Origin of the sequence: Pseudomonas sp. SMV71, from assembly GCF_052042015.1 — a bacterium.
Taxonomy (GTDB): domain Bacteria; phylum Pseudomonadota; class Gammaproteobacteria; order Pseudomonadales; family Pseudomonadaceae; genus Aquipseudomonas.
Genome location: NZ_JBKGGU010000024.1, coordinates 40,937 through 65,914 on the forward strand (window position 1 = coordinate 40,937; position 24,978 = coordinate 65,914).

Genomic DNA, 24,978 nt, shown 5'->3' on the forward strand with positions numbered 1-24,978 from the left:
CCCTGTGGGAGCGAGCTTGCTCGCGATAGCGGTCTGTCTGTCACTCCAGGGCTGAATGTGCCTCCGTCATCGCGAGCAAGCTCGCTCCCACAGGGGGGTAATGTTGTTTTTCAGATCGTGGCGGTTTCCTTTTGGATGGCGGCGCTCCGGGTCTGTGGCTCGCGCATCATCTGCGCTGCCTTTTCGGCAATCATCAGCGTCGGCGAGCAGGTGTTGCCCGAGGTGATGTTCGGCATGATCGAGGCGTCGGCGATGCGCAGGCCCTTGATGCCGTGCACGCGCAGTTGCGCATCCACCACGGCGTCGCGATCCTGGCCCATGCGGCAGGTACCGACCGGGTGGAAGATGGTCGTGCCGATGCGGCCTGCGGCCTGGTGCAGCTCTTCCTCGGTTTGCAGGCTCGCGCCCGGCAGGTACTCCACCGGTTTGAAACGGCTCAGTGCCGGGGACGCAACGATTCGGCGCGTCAGGCGGATCGCATCGGCGGCGACCCGCAGATCCTCGGGATGGCTCAGGTAATTGGGCTGGATCACTGGCGCTGTCTGCGGGTCGGCCGAGCCGATGTCCACCCGTCCACGGCTTTGCGGGCGTAAATCGCAGACCGACGCGGTGAACGCCGGGAAGCTGTGCAACGGCTCGCCGAAACGCTCCAGGGACAACGGTTGCACGTGGTATTCGAGGTTGGCCGAAGTCTGTTCCGGACCCGAGCGGGCAAACGCGCCCAGTTGGCTGGGGGCCATGGACAGTGGGCCGCTGCGGTCGTACAGGTAGCGCAAACCCATGCCCATCTTGCCCCACAGGGTGCCGGCGATCTGGTTCAGGGTGCGGGCATTTTCCAATTGATAGATCAGCCGCAGTTGCAGGTGATCCTGCAGGTTGCCGCCCACGCCCGGCAGTTCATGCGTCACGCCTATCCCCAAGCGTTGCAGCAGACCACGGGGGCCGATCCCCGAGCGCTGGAGGATGCCGGGCGAGCCAACGGCGCCAGCGCACAGGACGATTTCCTTGCGCGCCTTGAAGGTCATGCCTTTGCCTTGCCAGCGGGCGCTGACGGCGTGGGCCCGGTCGTCGCGCAACAACACCCGGTCGACCTCGACTTCGGTCAGCACCGTGAGGTTGGCACGCTGGCGAATCGGTTTGAGAAAGGCTTTGGCGGCATTCCAGCGCACGCCGGCCCTCTGGTTGACCTGGAAGTAGCCGCAGCCCTCATTGTCACCGCCGTTGAAATCGTCGACGTTGGGGATGCCGCTCTGCTCGGCAGCGTCGCGGAACGCATCGAGAATCGGCCAGGACAGGCGTTGGCGTTCGACCCGCCATTCGCCGGCGGCACCGTGGAGTTCCGACTCCCCGGCGAAATGGTTTTCGCTCTGGCGAAACAACGGCAACACGTCCTTCCAGCTCCAGCCTGGATTGCCCTGCGCGGCCCAGCCGTCGTAATCGGCCGCCTGGCCGCGCATGTAGATCATGCCGTTGATAGAGGAGCAGCCGCCCAGCACCTTGCCGCGCGGGTAACTCAGAGCGCGCCCTTGCAGGCCGGGTTGCGCCTGGGTCTTGAAGCACCAGTCGGTGCGTGGGTTGCCGATGCAGAACAGGTAGCCGACCGGGATGTGAATCCACGGATAGTTATCGCGCCCACCGGCTTCGAGCAGCAACACCCGCTGTTGCGGGTCGGCCGAAAGCCGGTTCGCCAGCAGGCACCCGGCAGGGCCGGCGCCCACGATCACGTAATCGTATTCATCGACGACAGGTTGCATTCGCGACCTCATTTTTGTTCTTGTCGGAACATCCTAGTTGTTAGTTTTCGTTAAAAGAATGTTAGTTTTTGCGCAACGGCTGTGTGTTTATAAACAGCGCTGCTCAAGGAACGCCCGATGTTCGACTGGAATGACCTGCGTTATTTTCTCGAACTGCAACGCAGCGGCCGCCTGCTGACTGCTGCCCGGCGCTTGAACACGACACATGCCACAGTGGCCCGGCACATCGAGGCCATTGAAACGAGCCTGGGTACCGCATTGTTTGTCCAGCATGCCCAGGGCTATGAACTGACCCCAGCCGGTGAGAGGCTGCTCAAGCACGCCGAGGCCATGGAGAACGTGGCGCTGCTGGCCCAGGAAGACATCACGCAGTCCAGCGCGCCCCTGGGCAAGATCCGCCTGGGCGTCACCGAGGGGTTGGGCATCATGTTCCTCGCCAGCCGCATGGACGGGTTGTTCCAGCGTTATCCGGGACTGGAAGTGGAGTTGGTGGCAGTGCCGCGCTTTGTCAGCATCCTCAACCGCGAAGCGGAAATAAGCATCCACCTCGAACGACCGGCGGCCGATCTGCTGGTGACCCGCAAGCTCACCGACTACAGCCTGGCGCTGTACGCCAGCCAGGCCTATCTGGACCGTTCACCACCGTTGCGCAGCCGCGAGGACCTGGCCCGCCATGCCTGGATCGGCTACGTCGATGACTTGCTGTTCAGTCAGGAGCTGATGTTCCTCAACAGCTTTTGCCGCAAGCCTCGGGTGGTGTTCCACAGCACCAGCGTGATCGCCCAGCAACAGGCCGCCCGCTCGGGCCTGGGCATTGCCGTGTTGCCTTGTTTCATGGCCGGCGGCGACCCGACGCTGGTGCCCTTGCTGCCGGACGAAACCATCCGCCGCAGCTACTGGATCAGCACCCGCCGCGAACTGCACAAGTCGGTGCGGTTGCGGGTGTTGTGGGATTACGTGGTGCAGTTGTGCGAGCGGGAGCAGGGGGTATTGTTGCCCTAGCCGCGCCACCTTTTGGACCAGAGCTGATCCCCTGTGGCGAGGGAGCTCGCTCCCGCTGGGCTGCGCAGCAGCTCCAATAACCATCATCCACAGGCCGGACGGCGTCGGCTTCGCAGCCGAGCGGGAGCAAGCTCCCTCGCCACAGGATATGCGGTGTGTAGGTCCTGGCCGCCCAAGCCCCCTTTTCTGGCCCCCAATGCCCTCAGCCGCCACGCCGGCGTGCCTTAACGTGGGAACTGTCCGACCCACAACAAGAAGGCCGCGCCTTGAGTGCCGCCAAGAGGGACCCATGCCGGTATTCACCCATCCAACCTGGTTTCGCACGGTCTCCATCGTGCTGCTCGGCGTCTTGCTCAGCGGCTGTGGTGAAGAGGCCAAGCCCCCCGCGCCGACGGTGTTCACGGCCATGCCCGCCGACGCCGCGCTGGCCCAGGTCTACGACAGCAGTTGCAAGCTCTGCCATGCCAACCCGGCCGCCGGTGCGCCGCTGACCGGCGACACCAACGCCTGGGCGCCGCGGGTGGCCCAGGGCGCCGAGACCCTGCTGGACCACGCGATCAACGGCTACAACGGCATGCCGCCGATGGGCCTGTGCATGCATTGTTCCGAAGAGCAGTTCCTGGCGCTGATCGCGTTCATGTCCGGCGAGCATTTCCAATGACCATCCGGGGGACTATGGCATGACGATGGATTACTCACGCCGCCGCTTGCTCCAGCAGGCTGGCGTTGTCGCGGCCTTCGCGGCCCTGGATAGCCACAGCGCGCTGGCCGACCTCATGCGCGCGCCGCGCCTGATCCCCTGGCGCAACTGGTCCGGCGGGCAAAGCTGCCTGCCGGCGGCACGCCTGGCGCCGAAGGATCTGGATGAACTGGTGCAGGTGGTGCGCCGCGCCGAGGGGCGGATTCGGCCAGTGGGCTCCGGGCATTCCTTCAGCGCGTTGGTGCCCACTGACGGAACCCTGCTGTCGCTGAGTTTTTTCAGCGGTTTGCTGGATCACGACGTCGCCAGCCTGCAAGCCGAGTTCGGTGGCGGTACGCCAATGTCCCGCATGGGGCCGGCACTCAAGGCAATCGGCCAAGCGCTGCCGAACATGGCCGATGTCGATTACCAGACCCTGGCCGGCGCCATTGCCACGTCCACCCATGGCACCGGCAAGGCGTTCGGCTCCTACGCTTCCCAAGTGGTTGGCCTGCAGCTGGTGACGGCCAGTGGCGAGGTGCTCGATTGCGATGCCCAGCGTCATCCCGAAGTCTTAAAGGCCGCCCGGGTGTCCCTGGGTGCCCTGGGCTTGGTGACCCGGGTGCGCCTGCAGAATCGCCCGGCCTACCGCTTGCGTGAGCGGCAATGGGTGGCGAAGACCGAAGAGTTGCTGGAGGAGGTGCAAACCAACACCCGCGATAACCAACACTGGGAAATGCAGGTGGTGACCCACTCCGACTATGCGTTGTCGATTGCCCTGAACGAAACCACCGACCCGGCCACGCCCCCCATCAGCCCCGAGGAGGAGGGCGGCAACGAGTTCGTCACCCTGATCGAGAAGCTCGATAAGTACGGCAGCGACTTTCCGGCCACCCGGCGGATGTTGCTCAACAGCATGCGCCTGGTGGCTGATTTCGATGACCGGGTCGGTGACTCCTTCGACATCTATGCCAACGCCCGCACTGTGCGCTTCAACGAGATGGAGTATTCGGTGCCGGCCGAACAGGGCCCGGCGTGCCTGCGCGAAATGCTCGCGCTGATCCGCGACAAGGACCTGCGCACCTGGTTTCCCATCGAATACCGCTATGTGAAGGCCGACGACATTGCCCTGAGCATGTTCGAAGGGCGGGACAGTTGCTCGATCTCGGTGCACCAGCATTACCAGATGGATCATCACAACTTTTTTGCCGCCGTCGAGCCGATCTTCTGGAAATACCAGGGCCGTCCCCATTGGGGCAAATTGCATAGCCTCAACGCCAAGGCGCTCCAGGCCTTGTACCCGCGCTGGAACGAGTTCGCCCAGGTGCGCCAGGCGCTGGACCCCTCCGGCAAGTTCCTCAACGGGCATCTTTCATCGATTCTGGGGGTGAGCTAATGAGCTTCAATCGCCGCGGTTTTCTCAAGGGCGCGCTGGGCACCGGGGTGGTGCTGGCCGGCGTCGGTGCCTGGCTGCGACCGCAGGATCGGGGCGGGTCGTACACTGAATACTTCAGCCAGCTGAACCGCGAACTCAAGGCCAACGGGCCGATGCGTCCGGTGATGCTGGTGGACCTGGATCGCCTCGATCACAACATCGATGTGGTCAAGGCGTCGGTCCGGCGCGGCGGCAAGCAACTGCGACTGGTGGAAAAATCACTGCCGTCGCCCAGGTTGCTCGACTACATCGGCCAGCGGGCGGAGACGGGGCGACTGATGTCATTCCATCAGCCATTTCTCAGCCACGACGCGGTGCAGTTCCCCAAGGCCGATATTCTGCTCGGCAAACCGCTGCCGGTGCGTTCCGCCGAGCTGTTTTATCAGCAGCACAAGGGGCCGTTCGATCCGTCACGGCAATTGCAATGGTTGTTGGATACGCCCGAACGGCTGGAGCAATACCGCGCCCTGGCCCAGGGGCTAGGCACGCGTCTGCGAGTCAATATCGAACTGGACGTGGGCCTGCACCGCGGCGGGGTGGCCGATGAGGCGGCCCTGGACGCAATGCTCAAATTGATCCGTGCTCATCCGGCCCAGTTGGAGTTTGCCGGGTTCATGGGCTACGACCCGTTCGTGGGCATGGGCGTGCCCGAGTTGTTGGCGACACCGCAAACCTTGTTGGCGCGAGTCATGGCGATCTATAACGCCCGGGTCGACTTCCTGCGCGTGCGCTATCCCGACCTGTGGCATCCGAGCCTGACGCTCAACACCGCCGGTAGCCCCAGTTATCGCCTGCATGAACAGGAAAACCTCAGCACCGAAGTCTCGGTGGGCACGGCCATGCTCAAGCCCAGCCACTACGACCTACCGTCGCTGAGCGAACACGTGCCGGCAGCCTACATCGCCACGCCGGTGCTCAAGCGCACCGGCGCGGTGAATATCCCGGCGTTGGACGAAAAGTCACGGATCCTGTCCTGGTGGGACGTGAACCAGCGCGCCACGTTTTTCATCTATGGCGGAAACTGGATGGCCGACTTCGAATCCCCACCCGGCTTGAAGAGCAACAACCTTTATGGCCGCAGTTCCAACCAGGAAATGGTCAACGGCTCCGAAGCGGTGGGGCTGGGGCTGGAGGACCAGGTGTTCCTGCGGCCGACCCAGAGCGAGTCGGTGTTGCTGCAATTTGGTGATCTGCTGGCGGTGCGTGGGGGCAGGATCGTCGAGCGCTGGCCGGTTTATAGCTGATTCAGCCGCGCCGTACGCAAAACCCGTGGCGAGGGAGCTTGCTCCCGCTGGGCTGCGCAGCAGCCCCAAAACCACACGACACCGTGTATCTGGAATAAACGGTTGGCAGATTTCACGACGGCTGCGCCCGAGGCGTCGGACCGGCCGAGCGGGAGCAAGCTCCCTCGCCACGGGTGTTTGGTCGGGCTTTAGAACGCAAACGGAATACTGATCTTGGCCCAGAGCATCTCGCCTTCCGGGCGGTTTTCCACGTCGAACTCCTTGGCCCAGCGGATCTCGGCGCTGGCGTATTTGAGAAAGGTCAGGTGCAGTGCCGGGCCGATGGCGAAGACCTGGCCGCGTACGCCGTCGTCCACATCCTGCCCGGCGAACTGCACGGTGCGGCCGTGCTGTTTGTCGTCGGTGGTCTGCTTGAGGTAGTACCCGTTGAGCCCCAGGCGCAGGTTGTCGGTCAGTCGGTAACTGGCCGAATAATCAAAGTGGAAAATCTGCCCCGAGCGGTAATCGGTGTCCTTGTTCTCGTGGTTGAAACTGTAGGTGCTTTTCATCGACACCTCGGTCCTCTCCGAGGGCAGCCAGGTGAAGGAGAACAGCGGCTTGTAGGTGTAGAAATTGTTGCTGGTGTTGGCCAGGCGATCCGCGTCGTATTCGCCAGTCGGTACGGTGATTTCCACGGCGGCGGCCAGGGTCAGGTTCTTGCCCATGTCCCAGAGCACGATCGGCGAGATCGTGGTGTCGCCCATGCCCTCGCGGGTGTCATGCAGGCCGAACACCGAGACTTCCTGCTTGATCCAGGGCTGGGCGATGTAAATCCCTACTCGGCCACCGGCCACCCGCAACGGGCTCAGGTAGTCGATGCGCGGCACCACTGCCGTGGATTCGATTTCTACATTCGGCAGTTCCCCGCCCAGCGAGCTAATGTTGAATTTGCGCGCCTTGTAATGGTTGTAGTAGAGGTTGAAGGCGACCATGTTGTCCGGAAGGCTGTCGACCTCCAACGGCAACACGAAGAAACCGTCCGTGCCGGGGCCGATGTTGTCCACGCCGGATTCAGTGGCGAGAGCCGGTAGCGCATGGCTTAAAGCCAGGCCCAGGGTCAGTTGCAAGGCGAGTGTCGTGCGGATCGGGTTCATGTGGGGGCTCATTATTATTGTTGGCGATACACCGAAAGTCCGAGCCATAGAAATAAGCCGTTCGCCGCCACCAGGGCAGGGTATTGGCGGCCACGCAGGGGACTTGGGCGGCCAGATTTTGTGTCCCCCATTGCATTGGCGCATGCTAACGTTCATGAAACAACCGGTTACAAAAACGCCACCTAACGTGCTCCGGGACCCGCCATGCAAATGAAAGTCATCGACCCCACCTATGAACTGGCGCTGGTATCGCCATTCTTGTTGCAGACATTGGCCGAGGTGGTGAAGGACAAAGGCTTCGATGCCGCCAGCTTGTGTCGTGGCCTGGGATTCGGCCTTGAGGACCTGCAGGATCCTGCCCAGCGGATTTCCTACCGCCAGGCGGTGATCATGATTCAGCGGGCGCTCAAGCTGTTGCCCGATCGCGGGCTGGGGTTATGGGTCGGCGATCGCAACGTCCTTGGCACCCTGGGCCTGCTGGGGCATGTCTTGTCGCTCTGCGAAACCCTGCGCGATGCCTTCGCCCTCGGGGTTCGCTATCAGCACACCACCGGTGGCATCGCCGTGACCAGTGTCGAGCAAGCCACTGACCGGATCATGGTCGAGGCTACCTGCCGCCTGCCTTTTGCCGAGGTTCAGGTGTTTGCCGTGGAAGAGTTCTTCGCCAGCCTGATGGTCTATGGCCGGGCTCTGGCGGGCCCCGACTTCAAACCTCAGGCGGTGGAGTTCATGCATGCCGCGCCGTCCTATGCCCAGGAGTACCAGCGGATACTCGGGCCGGACGTGCGCTTTGGCTGCCGGCACAACCGCATGCTGATCGATGTCCGCTGGCTGGACGTGCGCCTGCCCAATCACCACCCCCTGGCCCTGCGCCAGGCCTTGGCCCTGCTGGAGCAGGAGGCGGTCGAGGTTCACCAGAAGATCGACCTGATTCAGGCTGTGGAACGGGCGATCGCCCGGGACCTGACCCGTGGCAGCCACATCGAGAAAATCGCCGCCGACCTCAACATGAGCAGTCGCACCCTGCGCCGGCGCCTGACCGAACACAACCTGACCTTCGAGGCCTTGCTGGAACAGGTGCGCCGTGGCCGGACCCTCAATCTGCTGGCCAACCCCGAGCTGTCCATCGAACGCATTACCGAAGAAGTCGGCTACAGCGATGTGCGCAGCTTTCGCCGGGCGTTCCGGCGCTGGACCGGCATGAGCCCCAGTGCGTTTCGTAATGAGGGCGTCGAGGCGCGGCTCTAAGGATATGTCCAAACGGTATTTCTCAGGCCTGGGGCGGGTTTCCTAAGATCACGTCATAACTCGTTATGACAAGTGATAAGGCGTCATGTCTGACAACATTCTTTCCCTCAGCAGCGTGCCGCTGCACACCCAACTGCGAGACGTGCTGCGGGCTCGCATTCTCGATGGCGAATACCCCCAGGGCAGCCAGATGCCTTCGGAAAGCGAGTTGGGCGCGCTGTTTCGCGTCAGCCGTATCACCGTGCGCCAGGCCCTGGGCGATCTGCAAAAGGAAGGGCTGATATTCAAGATCCACGGCAAGGGCACGTTCGTCGCCAAGCCCAAGACGTTCCAGAACGTCAGCACGCTTCAGGGCTTGGCCGAATCCATGACCGGACGTGGCTTCGAGGTGATCAACCGCCTGCACAGTTTCAAATTCATCGCCGCTGACAAGCGGGTGGCCGAACGCCTGAACGTCGCCGAAGGGGAAACCGTGGCGCAGATCAAGCGGGTGCGGCTGATCAATCGCGAGCCGATTTCCCTGGAAATCACCTACCTGCCCAAGGCCCTCGGCGAGCGACTGGAAAAAGCCGACCTGGTGACCCGGGACATTTTCCTGATCCTGGAAAACGACTGTGACTTGACCCTGGGCCACGCCGACCTGGCAATCGATGCGGTGCTGGCCGACAGCGACCTGGTCCAGGCGCTGGAGGTCGAGGCGGGCTCGCCGATCATGCGCATCGAACGCCTGACCCATGACGCCAGCGGCCAGCCGCTGGACTTCGAACACCTTTACTACCGCGGCGATGCCTTCCAGTACCGCTTGCGAATCGACCGACAGAAAGGGACGCACGCATGACCCGAACGACGCTGGAGCAGGAGTACGACATTGTGGTCATTGGCGGCGGCACCGCCGGGCCCATGGCGGCGATCAAGGCCAAGGAGCGCAACCGTGATTTGCGCGTGCTGCTGGTGGACAAGGCCAACGTCAAGCGCAGCGGCGCCATCAGCATGGGCATGGACGGCTTGAACAACGCCATCATCCCCGGCCACTCGACCGCCGAGCAGTACACCAAGGAAATCACCATCGCCAACGACGGCATCGTCAATCAGGCGGCGGTGTACGCCTACGCCACCCACAGTTTCGAAACCATTGAGCAATTGGACCGCTGGGGTGTGAAGTTCGAGAAGGACGAGACCGGCGACTACGCAGTGAAAAAAGTCCATCACATGGGCGCCTACGTGCTGCCGATGCCGGAAGGGCACGACATCAAGAAGGTCTTGTATCGCCAGTTGAAGCGAGCGCGGGTGAGCATCACCAACCGGCTGGTCTGCACCCGATTGCTGACCGACGAAGGGGGCGCGGTGAACGGGGTGATGGGCTTCGACTGCCGCACCGCCGATTTCCAGGTGATCAAGGCCAAGGCCGTGATCCTCTGCTGCGGCGCCGCGGGGCGCTTGGGTTTGCCGGCCTCCGGCTACCTGATGGGCACTTACGAGAACCCCACCAATGCCGGCGATGGCTATGCCATGGCTTACCACGCCGGCGCCGAGCTGGCGAACCTGGAGTGCTTCCAGATCAACCCGTTGATCAAGGATTACAACGGCCCGGCCTGCGCCTATGTCACCGGCCCGTTGGGCGGCTACACCGCCAACAACAAGGGCGAGCGCTTCATCGAATGCGACTACTGGAGCGGGCAGATGATGTGGGAGTTCCACCAGGAGCTCGAAGGCGGCAACGGCCCGGTGTTCCTCAAACTCGATCACCTGGCCGAGGAAACCATCCAGAACATCGAGCAAATCCTGCACAGCAACGAGCGCCCCAGTCGCGGCCAATTCCACGCCAATCGCGGTACCGACTACCGCACGCAGATGGTGGAAATGCACATCTCCGAGATCGGCTTCTGCAGCGGCCATTCGGCGTCGGGGGTGTGGGTCAACGAGCGGGCGGAAACCTCGGTCAAGGGCTTGTACTCGGCCGGCGACATGGCGGCGGTGCCGCACAACTACATGCTCGGGGCGTTCACCTATGGCTGGTTCGCTGGCAACAACGCGGCGGACTTTGTCGCCGGGAAGGATTTTTCGACGCTGGATCCCGGGCAGATCGAACGGGAACGGAACCGAGTCTTTGCGCCGCTGGAGCGTGAGCACGGCCTGCCGCCGGCCCAGGTGGAATACAAGCTGCGCCGTTTCGTCAACGATTACCTGCAGCCACCGAAGGTCACCAGGAAGATGCAGATCGGCCTGCAGCGCTTCGACGATATCCAGCGCGACCTGGATCAGATCAAGGCTCACAACGCCCATGAGTTGATGCGCGCCATGGAAGTCAGCGTGATCCGCGACTGCGCCGAAATGGCCGCCCGTGCCTCGCTGTTCCGCGCCGAAAGCCGTTGGGGGCTGTACCACTATCGGGTCGACCATCCGCAACGCAACGACAGCGAGTGGTTCTGCCATTGCCACCTGAAGAAGGGCGATGATGGCGCGATGACCTCATTCAAAAAAGCCGTCGAGCCCTACATCATCGCCCTCGATGCCGACGAACTGCAGGCCTACGACCGGCTGCGGGTCGGTGCCGACGCGGCGTGAACCGTCCATCCAGAGAGAACGCCCATGGCCTATCAACCCCAGGAAATATTCTTTCGCTCCAACGCCCCGGTCACGGTGGACGAGGACAAATGCATCGCCGACAAAGGCTGCACCGTCTGCGTCGACGTCTGCCCCATGGACCTGCTGGCAATCAACCCGGCGACCCAGAAAGCCTACATGGCGTTCGATGAATGCTGGTACTGCATGCCCTGTGAAAAGGACTGCCCGACGGGGGCGGTGAAGGTGGAGATTCCTTACTTGCTGCGTTGACCGGCGCACCGCCATCGCGAGCAAGCTCGCTCCCACAGTGGATCGAGTCGAGTCGCGGTTGTCGTTACACCCATAAACCTGTGGGAGCGAGCTTGCTCGCGATAGCGTCAGACCTGACACCCAAAAGCCATCCGGCCACCCCCGGACGCCCGATCCAGAAGACACCCCTCGTTTCCCACCACGCCCTGATCGTGGCGGAGACGAACCTCCCAATAATGATTCGAGGGGACACACCCATGTTGTTGCGTGCAGCATTCGCCGGTCTGGTACTGGCTTCATTGATCTTGTCTGCCCAGGCAGAAACCATCCGCATCGCCATCGGCACCCAGGACACCACCATCAACTGCGCCGCCGGCGGGTTGTTGATTCGTGAGTTGGGCCTGCTGGACAAATACCTGCCCCATGACGGCGCCTACAAGAACGCCCAATATGATGTGCAGTGGAAGAACTTCACCAGCGGCGCACCGCTGACCAACGAGATGGTCGCCGGCAAACTCGACTTCGGCGCCATGGCCGATTTCCCCGGCTCGTTCAACGGCGTGGCGTTTGAAGCCGCCGGCAAGCACAGCCTGTTCATCAGTGTGCTGTCGGGCAGCACCCAGGGCAGCGGCAACGGCATCGTGGTGCCCAGCGCCTCGGGTGTGCAGTCCCTGGCCGAGCTCAAGGGCAAGACCATTTCCGTGCCGTTCGCTTCCACCGCTCACGGTATGTTGCTGCGCGCCGTCGCGGCCCAGGGCTGGGACCCGCTCAAGGACGTGAACATCATCGCCCAACCGCCGGAGGTGGCCGGCTCGGCGCTGCAAGCGGGCAAGATCGACGCCCATGCCGACTTCGTGCCGTTCGCCGAGTTGTTCCCCAGCCGTGGGTTTGCCCGCAAGATCTACGACGGCGCCCAGGCCGGCGCGCCGACGTTCCATGGCGCGCTGGTGGATCAGGCCTATGCCCGCAGGTACCCGGAAATCGTCGTCGCCTACCTGCGAGCGAGCATCGAGGCCAACCAGTTGCTGGCCGCTGAGCCTGAGAAATACAGCGAGCTGATCGCCCAGGTCACCGGGGTGGATGCCGAGGTCAATTACCTGTTCCACGGCCCGTTGGGCGTGCAGACCCGCGACCTGACCTGGAAGCCGGAATACCGGCAAGCCGTCGGCACTGCCATCGACACCCTCAAGCTGCTGAAAAAAGCTGATCGCGGCCTGGATCTCAACACTTTCATTGATGACCAGTACATCCGTGCCGCGTTCAAGGCCTCGCACCTGGATTACAACGCGCAACTGGCGGATTACGCCCAGACACCGCTGAGAACTACTGATGCCGCGACGGGCCAGGCGATCACCGATTTGCGGCGCGTGGCCGAGATCTGGGTGCGAGGCGAGCCGAAAGTCCGCCATTACGCCTCGGCGCAATCGGCCTTTGCCGCGTTGGCGAGCCTCAAGCAGGAAGGCAAGGGTATCCGCGCCGTCTATGCCCAGGCCAGTGACAGCGGGATCAAGCTGCTGGCCGAGCAGGCCTGGTTTGCCAGCGATGCCAAGGGCCAGCTCAGCGCCTTTCTGTTGAAGGGCCAGGCCCAGCAATTTGCCATGGCCCAGGGCGGCAAGGTTTTGGACTTTACCGAAGCTACGGCTCAGGCGGTTGCTGCGCGCTGATCATCAGAATACTCAGTGAACTGTGGGAGCGGGCTTGCTCGCGAAAGCGGATTGACATTCAACATCAATGTCGACTGAACCACCGCATTCGCGAGCAAGCCCGCTCCCACAGGGGTCTCGGTTGAGAGGAAAAAGTTGTGTCCCGATCTTATTTTCGCTGGCTCCTGCGAGCCGCTTCCCTGGTGCTCTGCCTGCTGTTCTGGCAGCTCGCCGCCACTCATCACTGGGACCTGGGCCTGGTGACCTTTGCCAACGTCCCGACGCCTCTGGCGGTAATCCAGGCTGCGTTCGGCCTGGGGGAGTCGGGTAGCCTTGGCCGGCACCTGGGCAGCAGCCTGGGCCGGGTCTTCGCCGGTTATGGCGCGGCGTTGTTAATTGGCGTGGCGCTGGGGCTGGCCATCGGCCGCTCGAAATGGGCCGAAGACCTGCTGTTGCCGCCGCTGGAAGTGCTGCGGCCGATCCCGGCGGTGGCCTGGATTCCTTTGGCGATCCTGATGTTTCCATCGTCGGAACTGTCGATGGTGTTCATCACTTTTACCGGTGCGCTGTTTCCGATCCTGCTCAACACCGTGCACGGCGTCGAAGGGGTGGACCGGCGCTTGATCGCTTCGGCGAAAAGCCTGGGGGCCGGACGCCGGGCAATCCTGCAGGAAGTGATTTTGCCGGGCGCCGCGCCGAGCATCATCACCGGCCTGGCGATTGGCATGGGCACCTCTTGGTTCTGCCTGGTGACGGCGGAAATGATCGCCGGCCAGTACGGCATCGGCTACTACACCTGGGCGTCCTACACCGTGCAGAACTACCCCGACATCGTGGTCGGCATGTTGCTGATCGGCGTATTGGGCATGGGCAGCAGCCTGTTGATCAAACGCCTCGGCGGGCTGTTCACGCCCTGGCATCGACCACGAGGAAAAGCCTGATGAGCGTGATGCAAGCGCCAGAAGGACGGATCGATATCCGTCAGTTGTCCATTGTCCTGGGCCAGGGCGCCCAGGCGTTCGAAGCCGTGCAGGGCCTGGATTGCCAGATCGAGGCCGGTCAATTCGTCTGCGTCCTGGGGCCGTCCGGTTGCGGGAAATCCACATTGCTGGGCGCGTTGGCGGGGCATCTGCAACCGCGCACCGGCACGTTGAATGTCGACGGGACGGCGGTGTCCGGTCCGTCGCCCCAGCGCGGCATGGTGTTCCAGCAGCACACGCTTTTCCCGTGGCGCACCGTGCGCGACAACGTCGCCTTCGGCTTGAAAATGCGCGGCCTGGGCAAGGCCGAGCGGCATCGGGCCGCCGATGAAATCCTTGCCCTGGTGGGCCTGAAAGATTTTGCCGGACACTGGCCGGACCAGCTCTCAGGGGGCATGCAGCAACGGGTCGAGATCGCCCGGGTACTGGTCAACCGCCCACGGCTATTACTGATGGACGAACCGTTTGGCGCATTGGATGCCTTGACCCGCTTGCACATGCAGGAACTGTTGCTGGACGTCTGGACGCGCATTCGCACCACCGTGGTGTTCGTCACCCATGACATCGACGAAGCACTTTTCCTGGCCGATCGACTGTTGGTGATGAGCCCGCGACCCGGCCGGATCATCGAGGACCTGCGCCTGGATTTTGCTCGTCCACGGACCACCGAACTGGTGACCAGTCCCGAGTTTTCTCGCTTGAAACGTCACTGCCTCGAGTTGCTGCGCCATGAAGAAGGCCGGCAGTTGCCGCGCCTCAATCCCCTCGGGCTCCCTGAAACCTCCTTGCCGCGATTCGCCCTATGACCTCTCTATTCGAAGACACCGACAACGATGACATCCTCGCCCTGCAACCGCGCCTGACGGACGAGGACCCGGGCGTGCGCCGCATCGCCCTGATCGAACTGGCCGACCTGGAAGAGCCCGAAGGCCTGCTGTGGCTGGTGGATCGCCTGGCCCAAGATCCTGGCGCCGAGGTGCGAGCCGAAGCCGCGCGCTTGCTCGAAGCCTGGGAAGATGCACCAGTAGTCGAGGCCTTGTGTCAGGCATTGACCGATCCGTCGGCGACGGTTCAGGCCGCTGCGGCGCAGAGCCTGAGCCTGCTCAAGAGCGAAGCGGCGGGGAGGGTGATCCTGCCGTGGGCTGCCCATCAGGACGTGAACGTGCGGGTTGCAGCTTTCCGGGCCTTGCGTGAGTTGCGCCTGGCCGATGCAGCGCCGGCCGCACTCGCTGCCCTGGCTGACAGCGATGCTGGTGTACGCCGTGAAGCCGTGGGCGTGCTGGGCTGGCTCAAGCACCTCGATGCGCTGCCGGCGCTGGCGCGGCTCGCCAGCGATGATCCGGACATCGAGGTCCGGCGAGCGGCTACCGGCGCCCTTGGCCTGGCATCGGATGCGCAGGTCCTGCCGGCGCTGCGCCAGGCCCTGCGCGATCCGGCCTGGGCGGTGCGCGAAGAGGCCGCCACCACGCTGGGCAAGGTCGGTCACGCCGAGGCCGGCCCGGCCCTGATCGAAGCGTTGGCCGATGATTACTGGCAGGTGCGCCTGCGGGCCACCCGCAGTCTCGGTCGCTTGCGCTATGCCCCGGCACTGGCGGCATTGATCGAAACTCTGGGGCACCGCATCAGCAACTTGCGCAAGGAAGCGGCGCTGGCGTTAGGTGAGCTGAATGATCGAAATGCTGTGGTGGCCTTGCAGGCTGCCCGGGACGATGGCGACCCTGAAGTGCGCAAGGCTGTGCGCATTGCTTTGGGGCAGTTGCAATGAGTCCGTTGGCGCTGGGTAATTCCCAGGATAAAGGGCAACTGCGCCTGGCCTGGCCCGATGGCCGCGAACAGCGGCTGGGGCACGCTGAACTGCGCCGTCAGTGCCCTTGCTCGCAATGCCGGGCGTTTCGCCTGCGGGGGATGACGGTGCAGGTTGATCCGCGGATCCGGGTGGTTGCGGTCAATGGCCAGGGGTATGGGGTTCAGTTGGTGTTCAGTGATGGGCATGAGCGGGGGGTTTATCCGTGGGGGTATCTGGCGGGGCTTGAATGCTGACACACCGCTCTTTTTGGTGCTGTTGACGGAGTACATATCCATTGCTGCGGTAACGGCTGCTTATGGTTCCGCCCTGACGGCGGCTCACTTTTGATAGAGCGCAAAAGTAAGCAAAACGCTCTTGCCCCACCACTGGGCACCTCGCCAAGGCTCGGTGTTCCCTCACTCCGGCATTGCTCCGTGGGCCCGCCGCGATGGGCCATCCATGGCCCTGCGCGGCTATCCCGGCATCCATGCCGGGATGCCCACTACGCAATGCCTGCGTTCGGCCCTTGTGGTTAACGGGGCGCTCAAGATCAAAAGCGAAAGCAAAGCAAAGCAAAGCAAAGCAAAGCAAAGCAAAGCAAAGCAAAGCAAAGCAAAGCGAGGCGGCCTAACGGCCGACCTGACTTTTCCGGCTGTACCTGAATCCTGTGGGAGCGGGCTTGCTCGCGAAGACGGCCTAACAGCCGACCAATCCTTTGCGGTTGTAACCCGATCCATTGTGGGAGCGAGCCTGCTCGCGATGGCGGCCTGACAGCCGACCAATCCTTTGCGGTTGTAACCCGATCCATTGTGGGAGCGAGCCTGCTCGCGATGGCGGCCTGGCAGCCGACGCCTCTCTCAGGGCTGTCCCCAGTGAAGCGAATGCGTGGTCGAGCAAAGCCATGGATTGCGACACTCAACCCCGTGGCGAGGGAGCTTGCTCCCGCTCGGCTGCGCAGCAGTCGTAGAACCGGCCATGCGGTTTGCCTGGAGAAATGCAGGGACCTGCTGCGCAGGCCAGCGGGAGCAAGCTCCCTCGCCACATTGGTTTGTTTGGAGTCGAAATGAGAGACCGATCACAGGCTTCTGTGAACTGACTGGCGGTGCTTGTCAGAAAAAACCGACAGGAGTACAAATGTACTCCATGAAAACCCTGACCCCCCGCCGTACCGCCATCCTGTCTTTCATCCGCGAACGCATCGCCGATCAGGGCCAGTCTCCCAGTCTCGCTGAAATCAGCGAGGCATTCGGTTTTGCCTCTCGCAGTGTGGCGCGCAAGCATGTGCTGGCGTTGACCGAAGCCGGGTTCATTGAAGTCAATCCGCACCAGGCGCGGGGCATACGGTTGCTGAACCAGCCACCGCGTCCGGAGTTGCTGGACGTTCCGGTGTTGGGGCGGGTGGCCGCCGGGGCGCCGATCGGTGCCGACGCCGAGGTCCACAATCGGTTGATGCTGGACCCGGCGATCTTTACCAAGGCGCCGGATTATCTGCTGCGAGTCCAGGGCGATTCGATGATTGAAGACGGCATTCTCGACGGAGACCTGGTGGGCGTACAACGCACGCCCCAGGCTTCCAATGGACAGATCGTCGTGGCGCGCCTGGACGGTGAAGTCACCATCAAGCGCTTCGAACGCGTGGGCGAGCGGGTGCGTTTGTTGCCACGCAACCCGGCCTATCAGCCGATCGTCGTCGAAGCCGACCAGGACCTGGCGATTGAAGGGGTGTTCTGCGGCCTGGTGAGGCCAGGCTGATGGGCGCTGTCGTTGCGCTGGATACGCTGTTCAATGGCGGCCAGGTCTGGAAGGGCCGGCCTGCGCCTCCGGCCGCCAGTCCACAACCCACCGGCCATGCCGGGTTGGACGCGGCGTTGCCCAGCGGCGGGTGGCCGGAGGCGGCGTTGACGGAAATCCTCATCGCCACACCGGGTGTGGGCGAGTTGCAACTGGTATGGCCGACCCTGGCGCGGCTGTCGGCGGCGGGGGAGCGGATCGTGCTGGTGGCGCCACCGTTCGTGCCTTATCCCCAGGCCTGGCAGAACGCCGGGGTCGATCTGCGCCAGTTGTCGGTGATCCAGGCCGATGAGCGCGATGCCCTGTGGGCCGCCGAACAATGCCTGCGTTCAGGCAGTTGCGGCGCGGTCTTGTGCTGGCCGCGCCAGGCCGACGACCGGGCCCTGCGGCGCCTGCAAGTGGCGGCGGAAACCGGCCAGACCCTGGCGTTTGCCTGGCGTTCGATCCAGGAGGCCATCAACCCGTCGCCAGCGGCGCTGCGTATTGCCATCGATGCCCGGCCCGCGCAATTGCGCGTGCTCAAGTCGCGGGGCGGGCTGGCCCGTTCGGCGCCGATTGCCTTTGCCACACCTGCCTTACGAACCGAGCATTGAGGTTGCGATGCGCTGGGTGTGTATTCTCTTCCCGCAATTGGCGCTGGATGCCGCGCTGCGTCAGCGTCCGGATCCCCATGAGCCTCTGGCCCTGTTGACCGGCCCGGCCCAGCGCCGGGTGCTGCAAGCGGTCAATGCGTCGGCCCGCGCCCTGGGCTTGCGGCCCGGCCAGAGCATGACCGCGGCCCAGGCTTTGAGCAAAAGCTTCGCCACCGCCGAATACGACGCCGCGCAGATCGAGCACTGGCAACAATTCCTGGCGGCTTGGGCCTACCGTTTCAGTTCCCAGGTCAGCGTGCATTATCCGCGCACGGTGCTGTTCGAGATCGAGTCGAGCCTGGGCCTGTTCGGACCCTGGCCGGTGTTCGAGGCACGGCTGCGGGCCGAGCTGACCGAGCTGGGTTTTCGTCATCGTATTGTCGCGGCCCCGAACCCAGTGGCGGCGCGGATGTTGGCCAATGCCTACGATGGCCTGGTGGTGCCCGATCCCGAGACCTTGCAGCAGTGCCTGGGCCAGATGCCGGTGGATCGCATCGGTCTGGAACCCGAGGTGGCCACGGCCTTGTCGCGCATGGGCCTGCGCCGCCTGAGCCAGGTCCAGGCATTGCCCCGCCACACCCTGGCGCGACGCTTCGAGGCCCAGGTGCTCAAGCACCTCGATGCGCTGACCGGCAGCCGCACCCTGGCGCTGTCGTTCTACCTGCCGCCGGACCGTTTCGACGTGCGCATCGAACTCAACTACGACGTCCAGTCCCACCAGGCGCTGCTGTTTCCGTTGCGCCGGCTGACCGGCGACCTGTCGACCTTCCTGTGCGGTCGCGACAGCGGTGTGCAGCGTTTTGACCTGCACCTGGAGCACGCCGGGTTGGCGGACACGGTGATCAAGGTCGGCCTGCTCAGCGCCGAACGCGAGCCTTCGATGCTCTTCGAACTGGCCCGTGGTCGGTTGGAGCAGGTGCAGGTCGAGGCGCCGGTGCGGGGCTTTCGCTTGTGCGCCGAAGACCTGCCGAGTTTCGTGCCCCAGCGCCTGGAACTGTTCGATGATCGACCCCAGCAGACCTTGCCCTGGGAACAGTTGCGCGAACGATTGCGGGCGCGGCTGGGGGATGACGCGGTGCAGGCCTTGGGCTTTCGCGACGACCATCGACCCGAGTGCGCCTGGCAGATGACCGCCCAGCCTCGGGCCCAGGCCTGTCCGGTGCGCGATGGGAAACAGCGTCCCGGTTGGCTGCTGATTGAACCCCAGGCGTTGCCTGAAGGCCAGGCACAGATCCTCATGGGCCCGGAGCGCATCGAGACTGGCTGGTGGGACGGCGCCGATGTGCGTCGCGATTACTACCTGATCCAAACCCGTGCCGGACAACGGGCCTGGGCCTATCGAGCGGTAGGCGAAGGCGGGCCGCTGTGGCTGCAAGGCTGGTTCGCATGAGCATCGAGTATGCCGAACTGCACTGCCTGTCCAATTTCAGTTTCCAGCGCGGCGCTTCCAGTGCGCTGGAGTTGTGCCGGCGTGCAAAACAAGAAAGTTATCGGGCCCTGGCGATCACCGATGAATGCACCCTGGCCGGGATCGTCCGGGCCTGGCAGGCGGCCAAGGAACTGGATCTGCACCTGATCGTCGGCAGCGAAATCCAGATCGAAAATGGCCCGAAACTGGTGCTGCTGGTGGAAAATCTCGAAGGCTATCAAGCCCTGTGCCGGCTGATTACCCGCGCCCGGCGTCGCAGCGAGAAGGGTCGCTATCGCATCGTGCGCGAAGATTTCGCCGAGCCCTTGCCGGGATTGCTGGTGCTGTGGATAGCCGATGGGCAGGACGTCGACGAACAGAGTCGCTGGCTGCAATCGATCTTTGCCGGGCGGCTGTGGCTCGCGGTCCAATTGCACTGTGGTCAGGATGACCGGCGGCGATTGGCGGATTTGCTGGCACTGGCAGCACGCCTGAATCTTCCGGCTGTCGCCAGTGGCGACGTGCACATGCATGTGCGTGGCCGGCGTGCCTTGCAGGACACCATGACTGCCATCCGGCATCACGTCACGGTGGCCGAGGCCGGTCAGCGCCTGCACCCCAATGGCGAACGGCACTTGCGCAGCCGCAAGGATCTGGCCGATCTCTATCCGCAATCATTGCTCGACGAAACCCTGGTCATCGCCCGGCGCTGCACCTTCGACCTCAGTCAGCTGCACTATGAATACCCCCGCGAACTGGTGCCTGAAGGGCATGACCCGGCGTCCTGGTTGCGCGAGTTGACCGAACGCGGCATACGCCAGCGTTGGAAGAAGGGTGTCGAAGACAAGATCCGCAAGCAGATCGAGCATGAGTTGGAGCTGATCGCCGAGCTCAACTACGACAGCTATTTCCTCACCGTGCAAGACATCGTCAGCTTCGCCCGCCAGCGCAATATTCTCTGCCAGGGCCGTGGTTCGGCGGCCAACTCGGCGGTGTGTTATGCATTGGGCATCACGGAAATCGACCCGAGTCGGACCAACCTGTTGTTCGAACGGTTCTTGTCCCGTGAACGTAACGAGCCGCCGGACATCGACGTGGATTTCGAACACGAGCGCCGGGAAGAAGTGCTGCAGTACGTCTTCCAGCGTTACGGACGTCATCGTGCGGCGTTGACGGCGGTGGTCAGCAGTTACCACGGTGCCGGGGCGGTGCGGGACGTGGCCAAGGCCCTGGGCCTGCCGCCCGATCAGGTCAACGCACTGGCCGACTGTTGCGGCCGCTGGAGCGATGAAGCGCCGCCGCTGGATCGCCTGCGTGAAGGCGGTTTCGATCCGGACAGCCCGGTGTTGCGCCGGGTCCTGAGCCTGACCCAACAACTGATCGGCTTCCCCCGGCACCTGTCCCAGCATCCCGGCGGCTTCGTGATTTCCCAGCAGCCGCTGGACACCCTGGTGCCGGTGGAAAACGCCGCCATGGCCGAACGCACCATCATCCAGTGGGACAAGGACGACCTGGACGCGGTCGGGCTGCTCAAGGTGGATATCCTGGCGTTGGGCATGCTCAGCGCGATCCGGCGGTGTTTCGATTTGATCGAGCGCTATCGGGGCGAGCGCTACACCTTGGCGGGTTTACCCCGTGATGATGCGGCCACTTACGAAATGATCAGCCGCGCCGACACCATCGGCGTGTTCCAGATCGAATCACGGGCGCAGATGGCGATGTTGCCCCGGCTCAAACCCAGAGAGTATTACGACCTGGTGATCGAGGTCGCCATCGTGCGGCCCGGTCCGATCCAGGGCGGGATGGTGCATCCGTACCTGAAGCGGCGAAATGGCGAGGAGGCCGTCGTCTATCCTTCGGCAAAACTTAAGGAGGTGCTTGAGCGTACCTTGGGTATCCCGTTATTCCAGGAGCAGGTCATGCAGATCGCCATTGTTGCTGCCGACTACACCCCTGGCGAAGCAGACCAGTTGCGTCGGTCTATGGCGGCTTGGAAACGCCATGGTGGGTTGGAGCCGCATCGCGAGCGCCTGGCCGAACGGATGGATAAAAACGGCTATGCCCCGGAATACGCCGCGCAACTTTTCGAGCAGATCAAGGGCTTCGGCAATTACGGTTTCCCCGAGTCCCACGCCGCCAGTTTCGCCCTGTTGACTTACGTCAGCAGCTGGCTCAAATGTCACGAACCGGCGGCGTTCGCCTGCGCCCTGATCAATAGCTGGCCGATGGGTTTCTACAGCCCGGACCAGATCCTCCAGGATGCCCGCCGGCATCGCTTGCAGATTCACCCGGTGGACGTGCGCGCCAGCGATTGGGATTGCAGCCTCGAACCCATGGAAGGCCGGCAGCCGGCGATTCGCATGGGGCTGCGTTTGATCAAGGGGTTTCGTGAAGAGGATGCCCGCCGCATCGAAGCAGCCCGTCGGCAGCGGGCTTTCAGTGATGTGGCCGATCTGGGCGAGCGCGCCCGGCTCGATGCAAGGGCCCAGGCACAATTGGCCGACGCCGGTGCGCTGCAAGGCCTGGCCGGTGATCGCCATCGTGCTCGCTGGGAAGTGGCCGGGGTACAGAAACAACTGGGTTTGTTCGCCGATTTACCTTGCCAGGAAGAACCACCGGTGGCCTTGCCCAAGCCCACGGTGGGGGAGAATCTGTTTGCCGATTACGCCACGCTCGGCACGACGTTGGGACCGCACCCGCTGGCGTTGCTGCGCCCCGAACTGCGCGCCCGGCGCTGCCGCAGTTCGCGGGAATTGCAGACGGTGGAGCACGGCCGCAACGTCAGCGTCGCCGGGCTGGTCACCGGCCGCCAACGTCCCGGCACGGCCAGCGGCGTGACTTTTGTCACCCTGGAGGATGAATTCGGCAACCTCAACGTGGTGGTCTGGCGCGATCTGGCCGAGCGTCAACGCAAAGTGCTGGTGGGTTCGCAATTGCTAAAGGTCGACGGGCGCTGGGAAAGCGTGGGCGAGGTGCGTCATCTGATCGCCGGGCGGTTGAGTGATCTGACTGAGTTGCTGGCGGGCATTGAGGTGCAGAGTCGCGATTTCCGCTAGTTCTGCCGCACCTGCTTTTGTGGCGAGGGAGCTTGCTCCCGCTGGGACGGTCCGAGGCCTCGGGCGAAGCAGACCTCAAGACCTTACGGTCGCTGCGCAACCGAGCGGGAGCAAGCTCCCTCGCCACAGAATCCTGCCCGGATCGATCAACATGAAACCAAACGCCAGCGTCGCGCTCGAAGCTCTGATCGCAAGTAACTTTTGCATGCCGATTCCCCGCAGGCATTTCGAGGCTCAGAGTCGACCTATGCAGTTTCTAACCCAGAATCACGGGTGCCCTGGATGGGGTGGTGAAATGGCCCGGCGTATCCGGGCGTACGACTGGAGCCTGACCGAGCTTGGTCCTATCGAACAGTGGTCCGCCAGCTTGCGCAGCGCTGTTCAGGTTTTGCTGGCGTCCCCCTTGCCGATGGTGATGCTGTGGGGTCGCCAGGGCTTCATGATCTACAACGATGCCTATGCCGAGTTCGCCGGTGGCCGCCATCCGTACCTGCTGGGCTGCGCGGTGGAGCTGGGCTGGCCGGAAGTGGCGGACTTCAACCGTCATGTGCTGGACGTCTGCCTGGCCGGCGATACCTTGTCCTACCGCAGCAAGGAACTGGTGCTGCTGCGCGACGGCAAGCCCGAAGACGTCTGGATGGATCTGTACTACAGCCCCGTGCCGGACGATGACCAGACACCGGCCGGCGTGTTGGCGATTGTCGTGGAGACCACCGAGCGCGTATTGAGCGAGCGGGCCCGGCAGGAGGCGGAGCGGCGTTACCGGGCCGTCAACGAGCGTATCCAATTGGCGCTCTCGGCCGGGCCATTGCTTGGCTCATTTGTCTGGGATATTCCCAATGACGCGTTGTCGGGCGATGAACGTTTCGCACGTACCTTCAATTATCCGGCGGATTGTTCCCTGGACGCATTGCCCATCGGGATTGCCCGCCAGAGCATCCACCCGGACGACCTTGAAGAAGTGAACCAACGGGTCGAGCTGACTTTGCGCACCGGCATACCCTACAGCTCGGAATACCGCATACGGCGCCCGGACGGTGATTACCTGTGGGTTCAGGCCAGCGGTCGATGTGAGTTCGATGCGCAGGGACTGCCTTTGCGTTTCCCGGGCGTGCTGATTGATATCAATGAGCGCAAGACAGCTGAAGCGTCACTGCTGAAGTTCACACGCAACCTGGAGCAGCGTGTCGCCGACGAGGTGCGGGCACGCTTGACCGCGGAAGAGCAGCTGCGTCAGGCGCAGAAACTTGAGTCCATCGGCGGACTCACCGGCGGCGTGGCCCATGACTTCAACAACCTGCTGCAAGTGATTGCCAGCAACCTGCACCTGCTGGCGCGCCACGAGCCCGACAACCGCAATGTGCAGCGAAGGGTCGGCGCGGCCATTGAAGCCGTGGAGCGGGGGGCCAAACTCTCATCGCAACTGCTGGCATTCGCTCGTCGCCAGCCCTTGTCACCGGCGGTCTATAATCCAGGGCGCATCTTTGATGGCATGGCCGAATTGCTGCAGCGGGCCCTGGGCGAAACCATTCAGATCGAAGTGGCCTTGCCCGACGACCCCTGGTGCATTCATGTCGATCGCAACCAACTGGAAAACGCGCTGTTGAACCTGGCGATCAATGCCCGTGATGCCATGAGCGGCGAGGGCATCATCCGGATGATCGGCGAGAACGTGGTCCTCGATGAGGCGTCGTGTGCCGGCAAGGACATCCCGGCGGGTGACTATGTGCGGCTGTCGGTAATCGATCACGGCGCGGGCATGCCCCCCGACATCCTGAATCAGGTGTTCGAACCTTTCTTCACCACCAAGACAGACGGCCAGGGCACCGGGCTGGGCCTGAGCATGGTCTTCGGGTTCGTCAAGCAGAGCGGCGGGCATATCGAGATTTCCAGCCTCCTGGGCGAGGGCACCCGGGCGCAGATGTATTTTCCCCGCAGCCTCCAGCCGGAAGCCAGGGATGAGGCGTTGCTGGAGCCGCTCCAGCCCGGTGGGCAAGAGACGATCCTGGTGGTGGAGGACAATGCCGAGGTGCGCAGTGCCTCGGTGGAACTGCTGGAGCAGTCCGGCTACCGGACTCTCACGGCCGCCAATGGTGATGAAGCCATGAAGCTGCTGCTCGATGGGGTTGCGGTGGATCTGATTTTCACCGACGTGGTCATGCCGGGGCTGATCAAGAGCTCGGACCTGGCGGCCTGGGCCAAGGTGCAGACGCCACCGGTGCCGGTGCTGTTCACTTCGGGACATACCCGCGACATCATTTCCCGCAACCACCTGCTAAGCCCCGACACCCATCTGCTGAGCAAACCCTACGGGCCCGACGCGCTCAAACAGATGGTGCGCTCGGTGCTCAGCGGCTGAGGGACATGCTGCAA

General features: G+C 63.4%; 21 protein-coding genes. 19 read left to right on the forward strand and 2 right to left on the reverse strand.

The features are described from left to right. Positions 1–110 precede the first annotated feature (110 nt). Entirely contained in the window at positions 111–1,754 is a 1,644-nt protein-coding gene (locus ACLEJQ_RS21810; protein ID WP_440798333.1) for a GMC family oxidoreductase, read from the reverse strand. 117 nt (positions 1,755–1,871) lie between these two features. Between ACLEJQ_RS21810 and ACLEJQ_RS21815 the strand changes: the two genes are divergently transcribed. The 4 genes from ACLEJQ_RS21815 to ACLEJQ_RS21830 all read left to right on the forward strand — a co-directional run bounded on the left by ACLEJQ_RS21815 (position 1,872) and on the right by ACLEJQ_RS21830 (position 6,114). Continuing rightward, the gene (locus ACLEJQ_RS21815) at positions 1,872–2,756 is read left to right on the forward strand and encodes a LysR family transcriptional regulator (RefSeq protein ID WP_440798335.1); all 885 of its coding nucleotides are present in this window, start codon (positions 1,872–1,874) and stop codon (positions 2,754–2,756) included. A gap of 289 nt (positions 2,757–3,045) precedes the next feature. Next, the gene (locus ACLEJQ_RS21820; protein ID WP_440798337.1) at positions 3,046–3,417 is read left to right on the forward strand and encodes a c-type cytochrome; all 372 of its coding nucleotides are present in this window, start codon (positions 3,046–3,048) and stop codon (positions 3,415–3,417) included. A 115-nt stretch (positions 3,418–3,532) separates the two neighbouring features. Beyond that, a complete protein-coding gene (locus ACLEJQ_RS21825; protein ID WP_440798405.1) occupies positions 3,533–4,831 on the forward strand; it encodes a D-arabinono-1,4-lactone oxidase in 1,299 nt (432 codons plus the stop codon). Continuing rightward, positions 4,831–6,114 carry a DSD1 family PLP-dependent enzyme gene (locus ACLEJQ_RS21830; RefSeq protein WP_440798339.1) on the forward strand — a complete coding sequence of 428 codons (1,284 nt, stop codon included), beginning with the start codon at positions 4,831–4,833 and terminating at the stop codon, positions 6,112–6,114. The genes ACLEJQ_RS21825 and ACLEJQ_RS21830 overlap by 1 nt, the downstream gene beginning before the upstream one ends. Before the next feature lie 188 nt (positions 6,115–6,302). Here the strand turns inward: ACLEJQ_RS21830 and ACLEJQ_RS21835 are convergent, their stop codons facing one another. Then, positions 6,303–7,247 (reverse strand): SphA family protein, encoded by a 945-nt coding sequence (locus ACLEJQ_RS21835; protein ID WP_440798341.1) that lies wholly within the window; start codon positions 7,245–7,247, stop codon positions 6,303–6,305. A gap of 204 nt (positions 7,248–7,451) precedes the next feature. On the opposite strand from ACLEJQ_RS21835, the gene ACLEJQ_RS21840 reads away from it, so the two are divergent. The 15 genes from ACLEJQ_RS21840 to ACLEJQ_RS21910 all read left to right on the forward strand — a co-directional run bounded on the left by ACLEJQ_RS21840 (position 7,452) and on the right by ACLEJQ_RS21910 (position 24,964). Continuing rightward, entirely contained in the window at positions 7,452–8,495 is a 1,044-nt protein-coding gene (locus ACLEJQ_RS21840) for an AraC family transcriptional regulator (RefSeq protein ID WP_440798343.1), read from the forward strand. An 85-nt stretch (positions 8,496–8,580) separates the two neighbouring features. Beyond that, entirely contained in the window at positions 8,581–9,333 is a 753-nt protein-coding gene (locus ACLEJQ_RS21845; protein WP_440798345.1) for a GntR family transcriptional regulator, read from the forward strand. Then, complete coding sequence (locus tag ACLEJQ_RS21850) at positions 9,330–11,060, forward strand: fumarate reductase/succinate dehydrogenase flavoprotein subunit (protein WP_440798347.1); 1,731 nt, start codon at positions 9,330–9,332, stop codon at positions 11,058–11,060. The genes ACLEJQ_RS21845 and ACLEJQ_RS21850 overlap by 4 nt, the downstream gene beginning before the upstream one ends. Before the next feature lie 24 nt (positions 11,061–11,084). Continuing rightward, complete coding sequence (locus ACLEJQ_RS21855; RefSeq protein ID WP_110950700.1) at positions 11,085–11,330, forward strand: 4Fe-4S dicluster domain-containing protein; 246 nt, start codon at positions 11,085–11,087, stop codon at positions 11,328–11,330. Positions 11,331–11,566: 236 nt separating this feature from the next. Further along, complete coding sequence (locus tag ACLEJQ_RS21860; RefSeq protein WP_440798349.1) at positions 11,567–12,973, forward strand: ABC transporter substrate-binding protein; 1,407 nt, start codon at positions 11,567–11,569, stop codon at positions 12,971–12,973. Positions 12,974–13,110: 137 nt separating this feature from the next. Then, the gene (locus tag ACLEJQ_RS21865) at positions 13,111–13,893 is read left to right on the forward strand and encodes an ABC transporter permease (protein WP_440798351.1); all 783 of its coding nucleotides are present in this window, start codon (positions 13,111–13,113) and stop codon (positions 13,891–13,893) included. Continuing rightward, entirely contained in the window at positions 13,893–14,738 is an 846-nt protein-coding gene (locus tag ACLEJQ_RS21870) for an ABC transporter ATP-binding protein (protein ID WP_440798353.1), read from the forward strand. The genes ACLEJQ_RS21865 and ACLEJQ_RS21870 overlap by 1 nt, the downstream gene beginning before the upstream one ends. After that, positions 14,735–15,697, forward strand: a complete 963-nt coding sequence (locus ACLEJQ_RS21875; protein WP_440798355.1) for a HEAT repeat domain-containing protein — start codon at positions 14,735–14,737, stop codon at positions 15,695–15,697. Before ACLEJQ_RS21870 ends, ACLEJQ_RS21875 begins: the two co-directional genes overlap by 4 nt. After that, positions 15,694–15,972, forward strand: coding sequence for a DUF971 domain-containing protein (locus tag ACLEJQ_RS21880; protein WP_440798356.1), 279 nt, complete (start codon positions 15,694–15,696; stop codon positions 15,970–15,972). Before ACLEJQ_RS21875 ends, ACLEJQ_RS21880 begins: the two co-directional genes overlap by 4 nt. Positions 15,973–16,177: 205 nt before the next feature. Next, positions 16,178–16,489, forward strand: coding sequence for a hypothetical protein (locus ACLEJQ_RS21885; RefSeq protein WP_440798358.1), 312 nt, complete (start codon positions 16,178–16,180; stop codon positions 16,487–16,489). 363 nt (positions 16,490–16,852) lie between these two features. Further along, positions 16,853–17,470 carry a transcriptional repressor LexA gene (gene lexA, locus ACLEJQ_RS21890; RefSeq protein ID WP_440798360.1) on the forward strand — a complete coding sequence of 206 codons (618 nt, stop codon included), beginning with the start codon at positions 16,853–16,855 and terminating at the stop codon, positions 17,468–17,470. Beyond that, positions 17,470–18,102 (forward strand): translesion DNA synthesis-associated protein ImuA, encoded by a 633-nt coding sequence (imuA, locus tag ACLEJQ_RS21895; protein WP_440798362.1) that lies wholly within the window; start codon positions 17,470–17,472, stop codon positions 18,100–18,102. Before lexA ends, imuA begins: the two co-directional genes overlap by 1 nt. A gap of 7 nt (positions 18,103–18,109) precedes the next feature. Continuing rightward, positions 18,110–19,531 carry a Y-family DNA polymerase gene (locus ACLEJQ_RS21900; protein WP_440798364.1) on the forward strand — a complete coding sequence of 474 codons (1,422 nt, stop codon included), beginning with the start codon at positions 18,110–18,112 and terminating at the stop codon, positions 19,529–19,531. After that, positions 19,507–22,605, forward strand: a complete 3,099-nt coding sequence (locus ACLEJQ_RS21905; RefSeq protein ID WP_440798366.1) for an error-prone DNA polymerase — start codon at positions 19,507–19,509, stop codon at positions 22,603–22,605. The genes ACLEJQ_RS21900 and ACLEJQ_RS21905 overlap by 25 nt, the downstream gene beginning before the upstream one ends. A 247-nt stretch (positions 22,606–22,852) precedes the next feature. Continuing rightward, complete coding sequence (locus tag ACLEJQ_RS21910) at positions 22,853–24,964, forward strand: ATP-binding protein (RefSeq protein ID WP_440798368.1); 2,112 nt, start codon at positions 22,853–22,855, stop codon at positions 24,962–24,964. Positions 24,965–24,978: the final 14 nt, after the last annotated feature.

Bases quoted from the DNA above. Each gene is read 5' to 3' on its own strand.
- ACLEJQ_RS21810 (WP_440798333.1), bottom strand. From the start codon at position 1,754: ATGCAACCTGTCGTCGATGAATACGATTACGTGATCGTGGGCGCCGGC.
- ACLEJQ_RS21815 (WP_440798335.1), top strand. From the start codon at position 1,872: ATGTTCGACTGGAATGACCTGCGTTATTTTCTCGAACTGCAACGCAGC.
- ACLEJQ_RS21820 (WP_440798337.1), top strand. From the start codon at position 3,046: ATGCCGGTATTCACCCATCCAACCTGGTTTCGCACGGTCTCCATCGTG.
- ACLEJQ_RS21825 (WP_440798405.1), top strand. From the start codon at position 3,533: ATGCGCGCGCCGCGCCTGATCCCCTGGCGCAACTGGTCCGGCGGGCAA.
- ACLEJQ_RS21830 (WP_440798339.1), top strand. From the start codon at position 4,831: ATGAGCTTCAATCGCCGCGGTTTTCTCAAGGGCGCGCTGGGCACCGGG.
- ACLEJQ_RS21835 (WP_440798341.1), bottom strand. From the start codon at position 7,247: ATGAACCCGATCCGCACGACACTCGCCTTGCAACTGACCCTGGGCCTG.
- ACLEJQ_RS21840 (WP_440798343.1), top strand. From the start codon at position 7,452: ATGCAAATGAAAGTCATCGACCCCACCTATGAACTGGCGCTGGTATCG.
- ACLEJQ_RS21845 (WP_440798345.1), top strand. From the start codon at position 8,581: ATGTCTGACAACATTCTTTCCCTCAGCAGCGTGCCGCTGCACACCCAA.
- ACLEJQ_RS21850 (WP_440798347.1), top strand. From the start codon at position 9,330: ATGACCCGAACGACGCTGGAGCAGGAGTACGACATTGTGGTCATTGGC.
- ACLEJQ_RS21855 (WP_110950700.1), top strand. From the start codon at position 11,085: ATGGCCTATCAACCCCAGGAAATATTCTTTCGCTCCAACGCCCCGGTC.
- ACLEJQ_RS21860 (WP_440798349.1), top strand. From the start codon at position 11,567: ATGTTGTTGCGTGCAGCATTCGCCGGTCTGGTACTGGCTTCATTGATC.
- ACLEJQ_RS21870 (WP_440798353.1), top strand. From the start codon at position 13,893: ATGAGCGTGATGCAAGCGCCAGAAGGACGGATCGATATCCGTCAGTTG.
- ACLEJQ_RS21875 (WP_440798355.1), top strand. From the start codon at position 14,735: ATGACCTCTCTATTCGAAGACACCGACAACGATGACATCCTCGCCCTG.
- ACLEJQ_RS21880 (WP_440798356.1), top strand. From the start codon at position 15,694: ATGAGTCCGTTGGCGCTGGGTAATTCCCAGGATAAAGGGCAACTGCGC.
- ACLEJQ_RS21885 (WP_440798358.1), top strand. From the start codon at position 16,178: ATGGCCCTGCGCGGCTATCCCGGCATCCATGCCGGGATGCCCACTACG.
- lexA (WP_440798360.1), top strand. From the start codon at position 16,853: ATGTACTCCATGAAAACCCTGACCCCCCGCCGTACCGCCATCCTGTCT.
- imuA (WP_440798362.1), top strand. From the start codon at position 17,470: ATGGGCGCTGTCGTTGCGCTGGATACGCTGTTCAATGGCGGCCAGGTC.
- ACLEJQ_RS21900 (WP_440798364.1), top strand. From the start codon at position 18,110: ATGCGCTGGGTGTGTATTCTCTTCCCGCAATTGGCGCTGGATGCCGCG.
- ACLEJQ_RS21910 (WP_440798368.1), top strand. From the start codon at position 22,853: ATGCAGTTTCTAACCCAGAATCACGGGTGCCCTGGATGGGGTGGTGAA.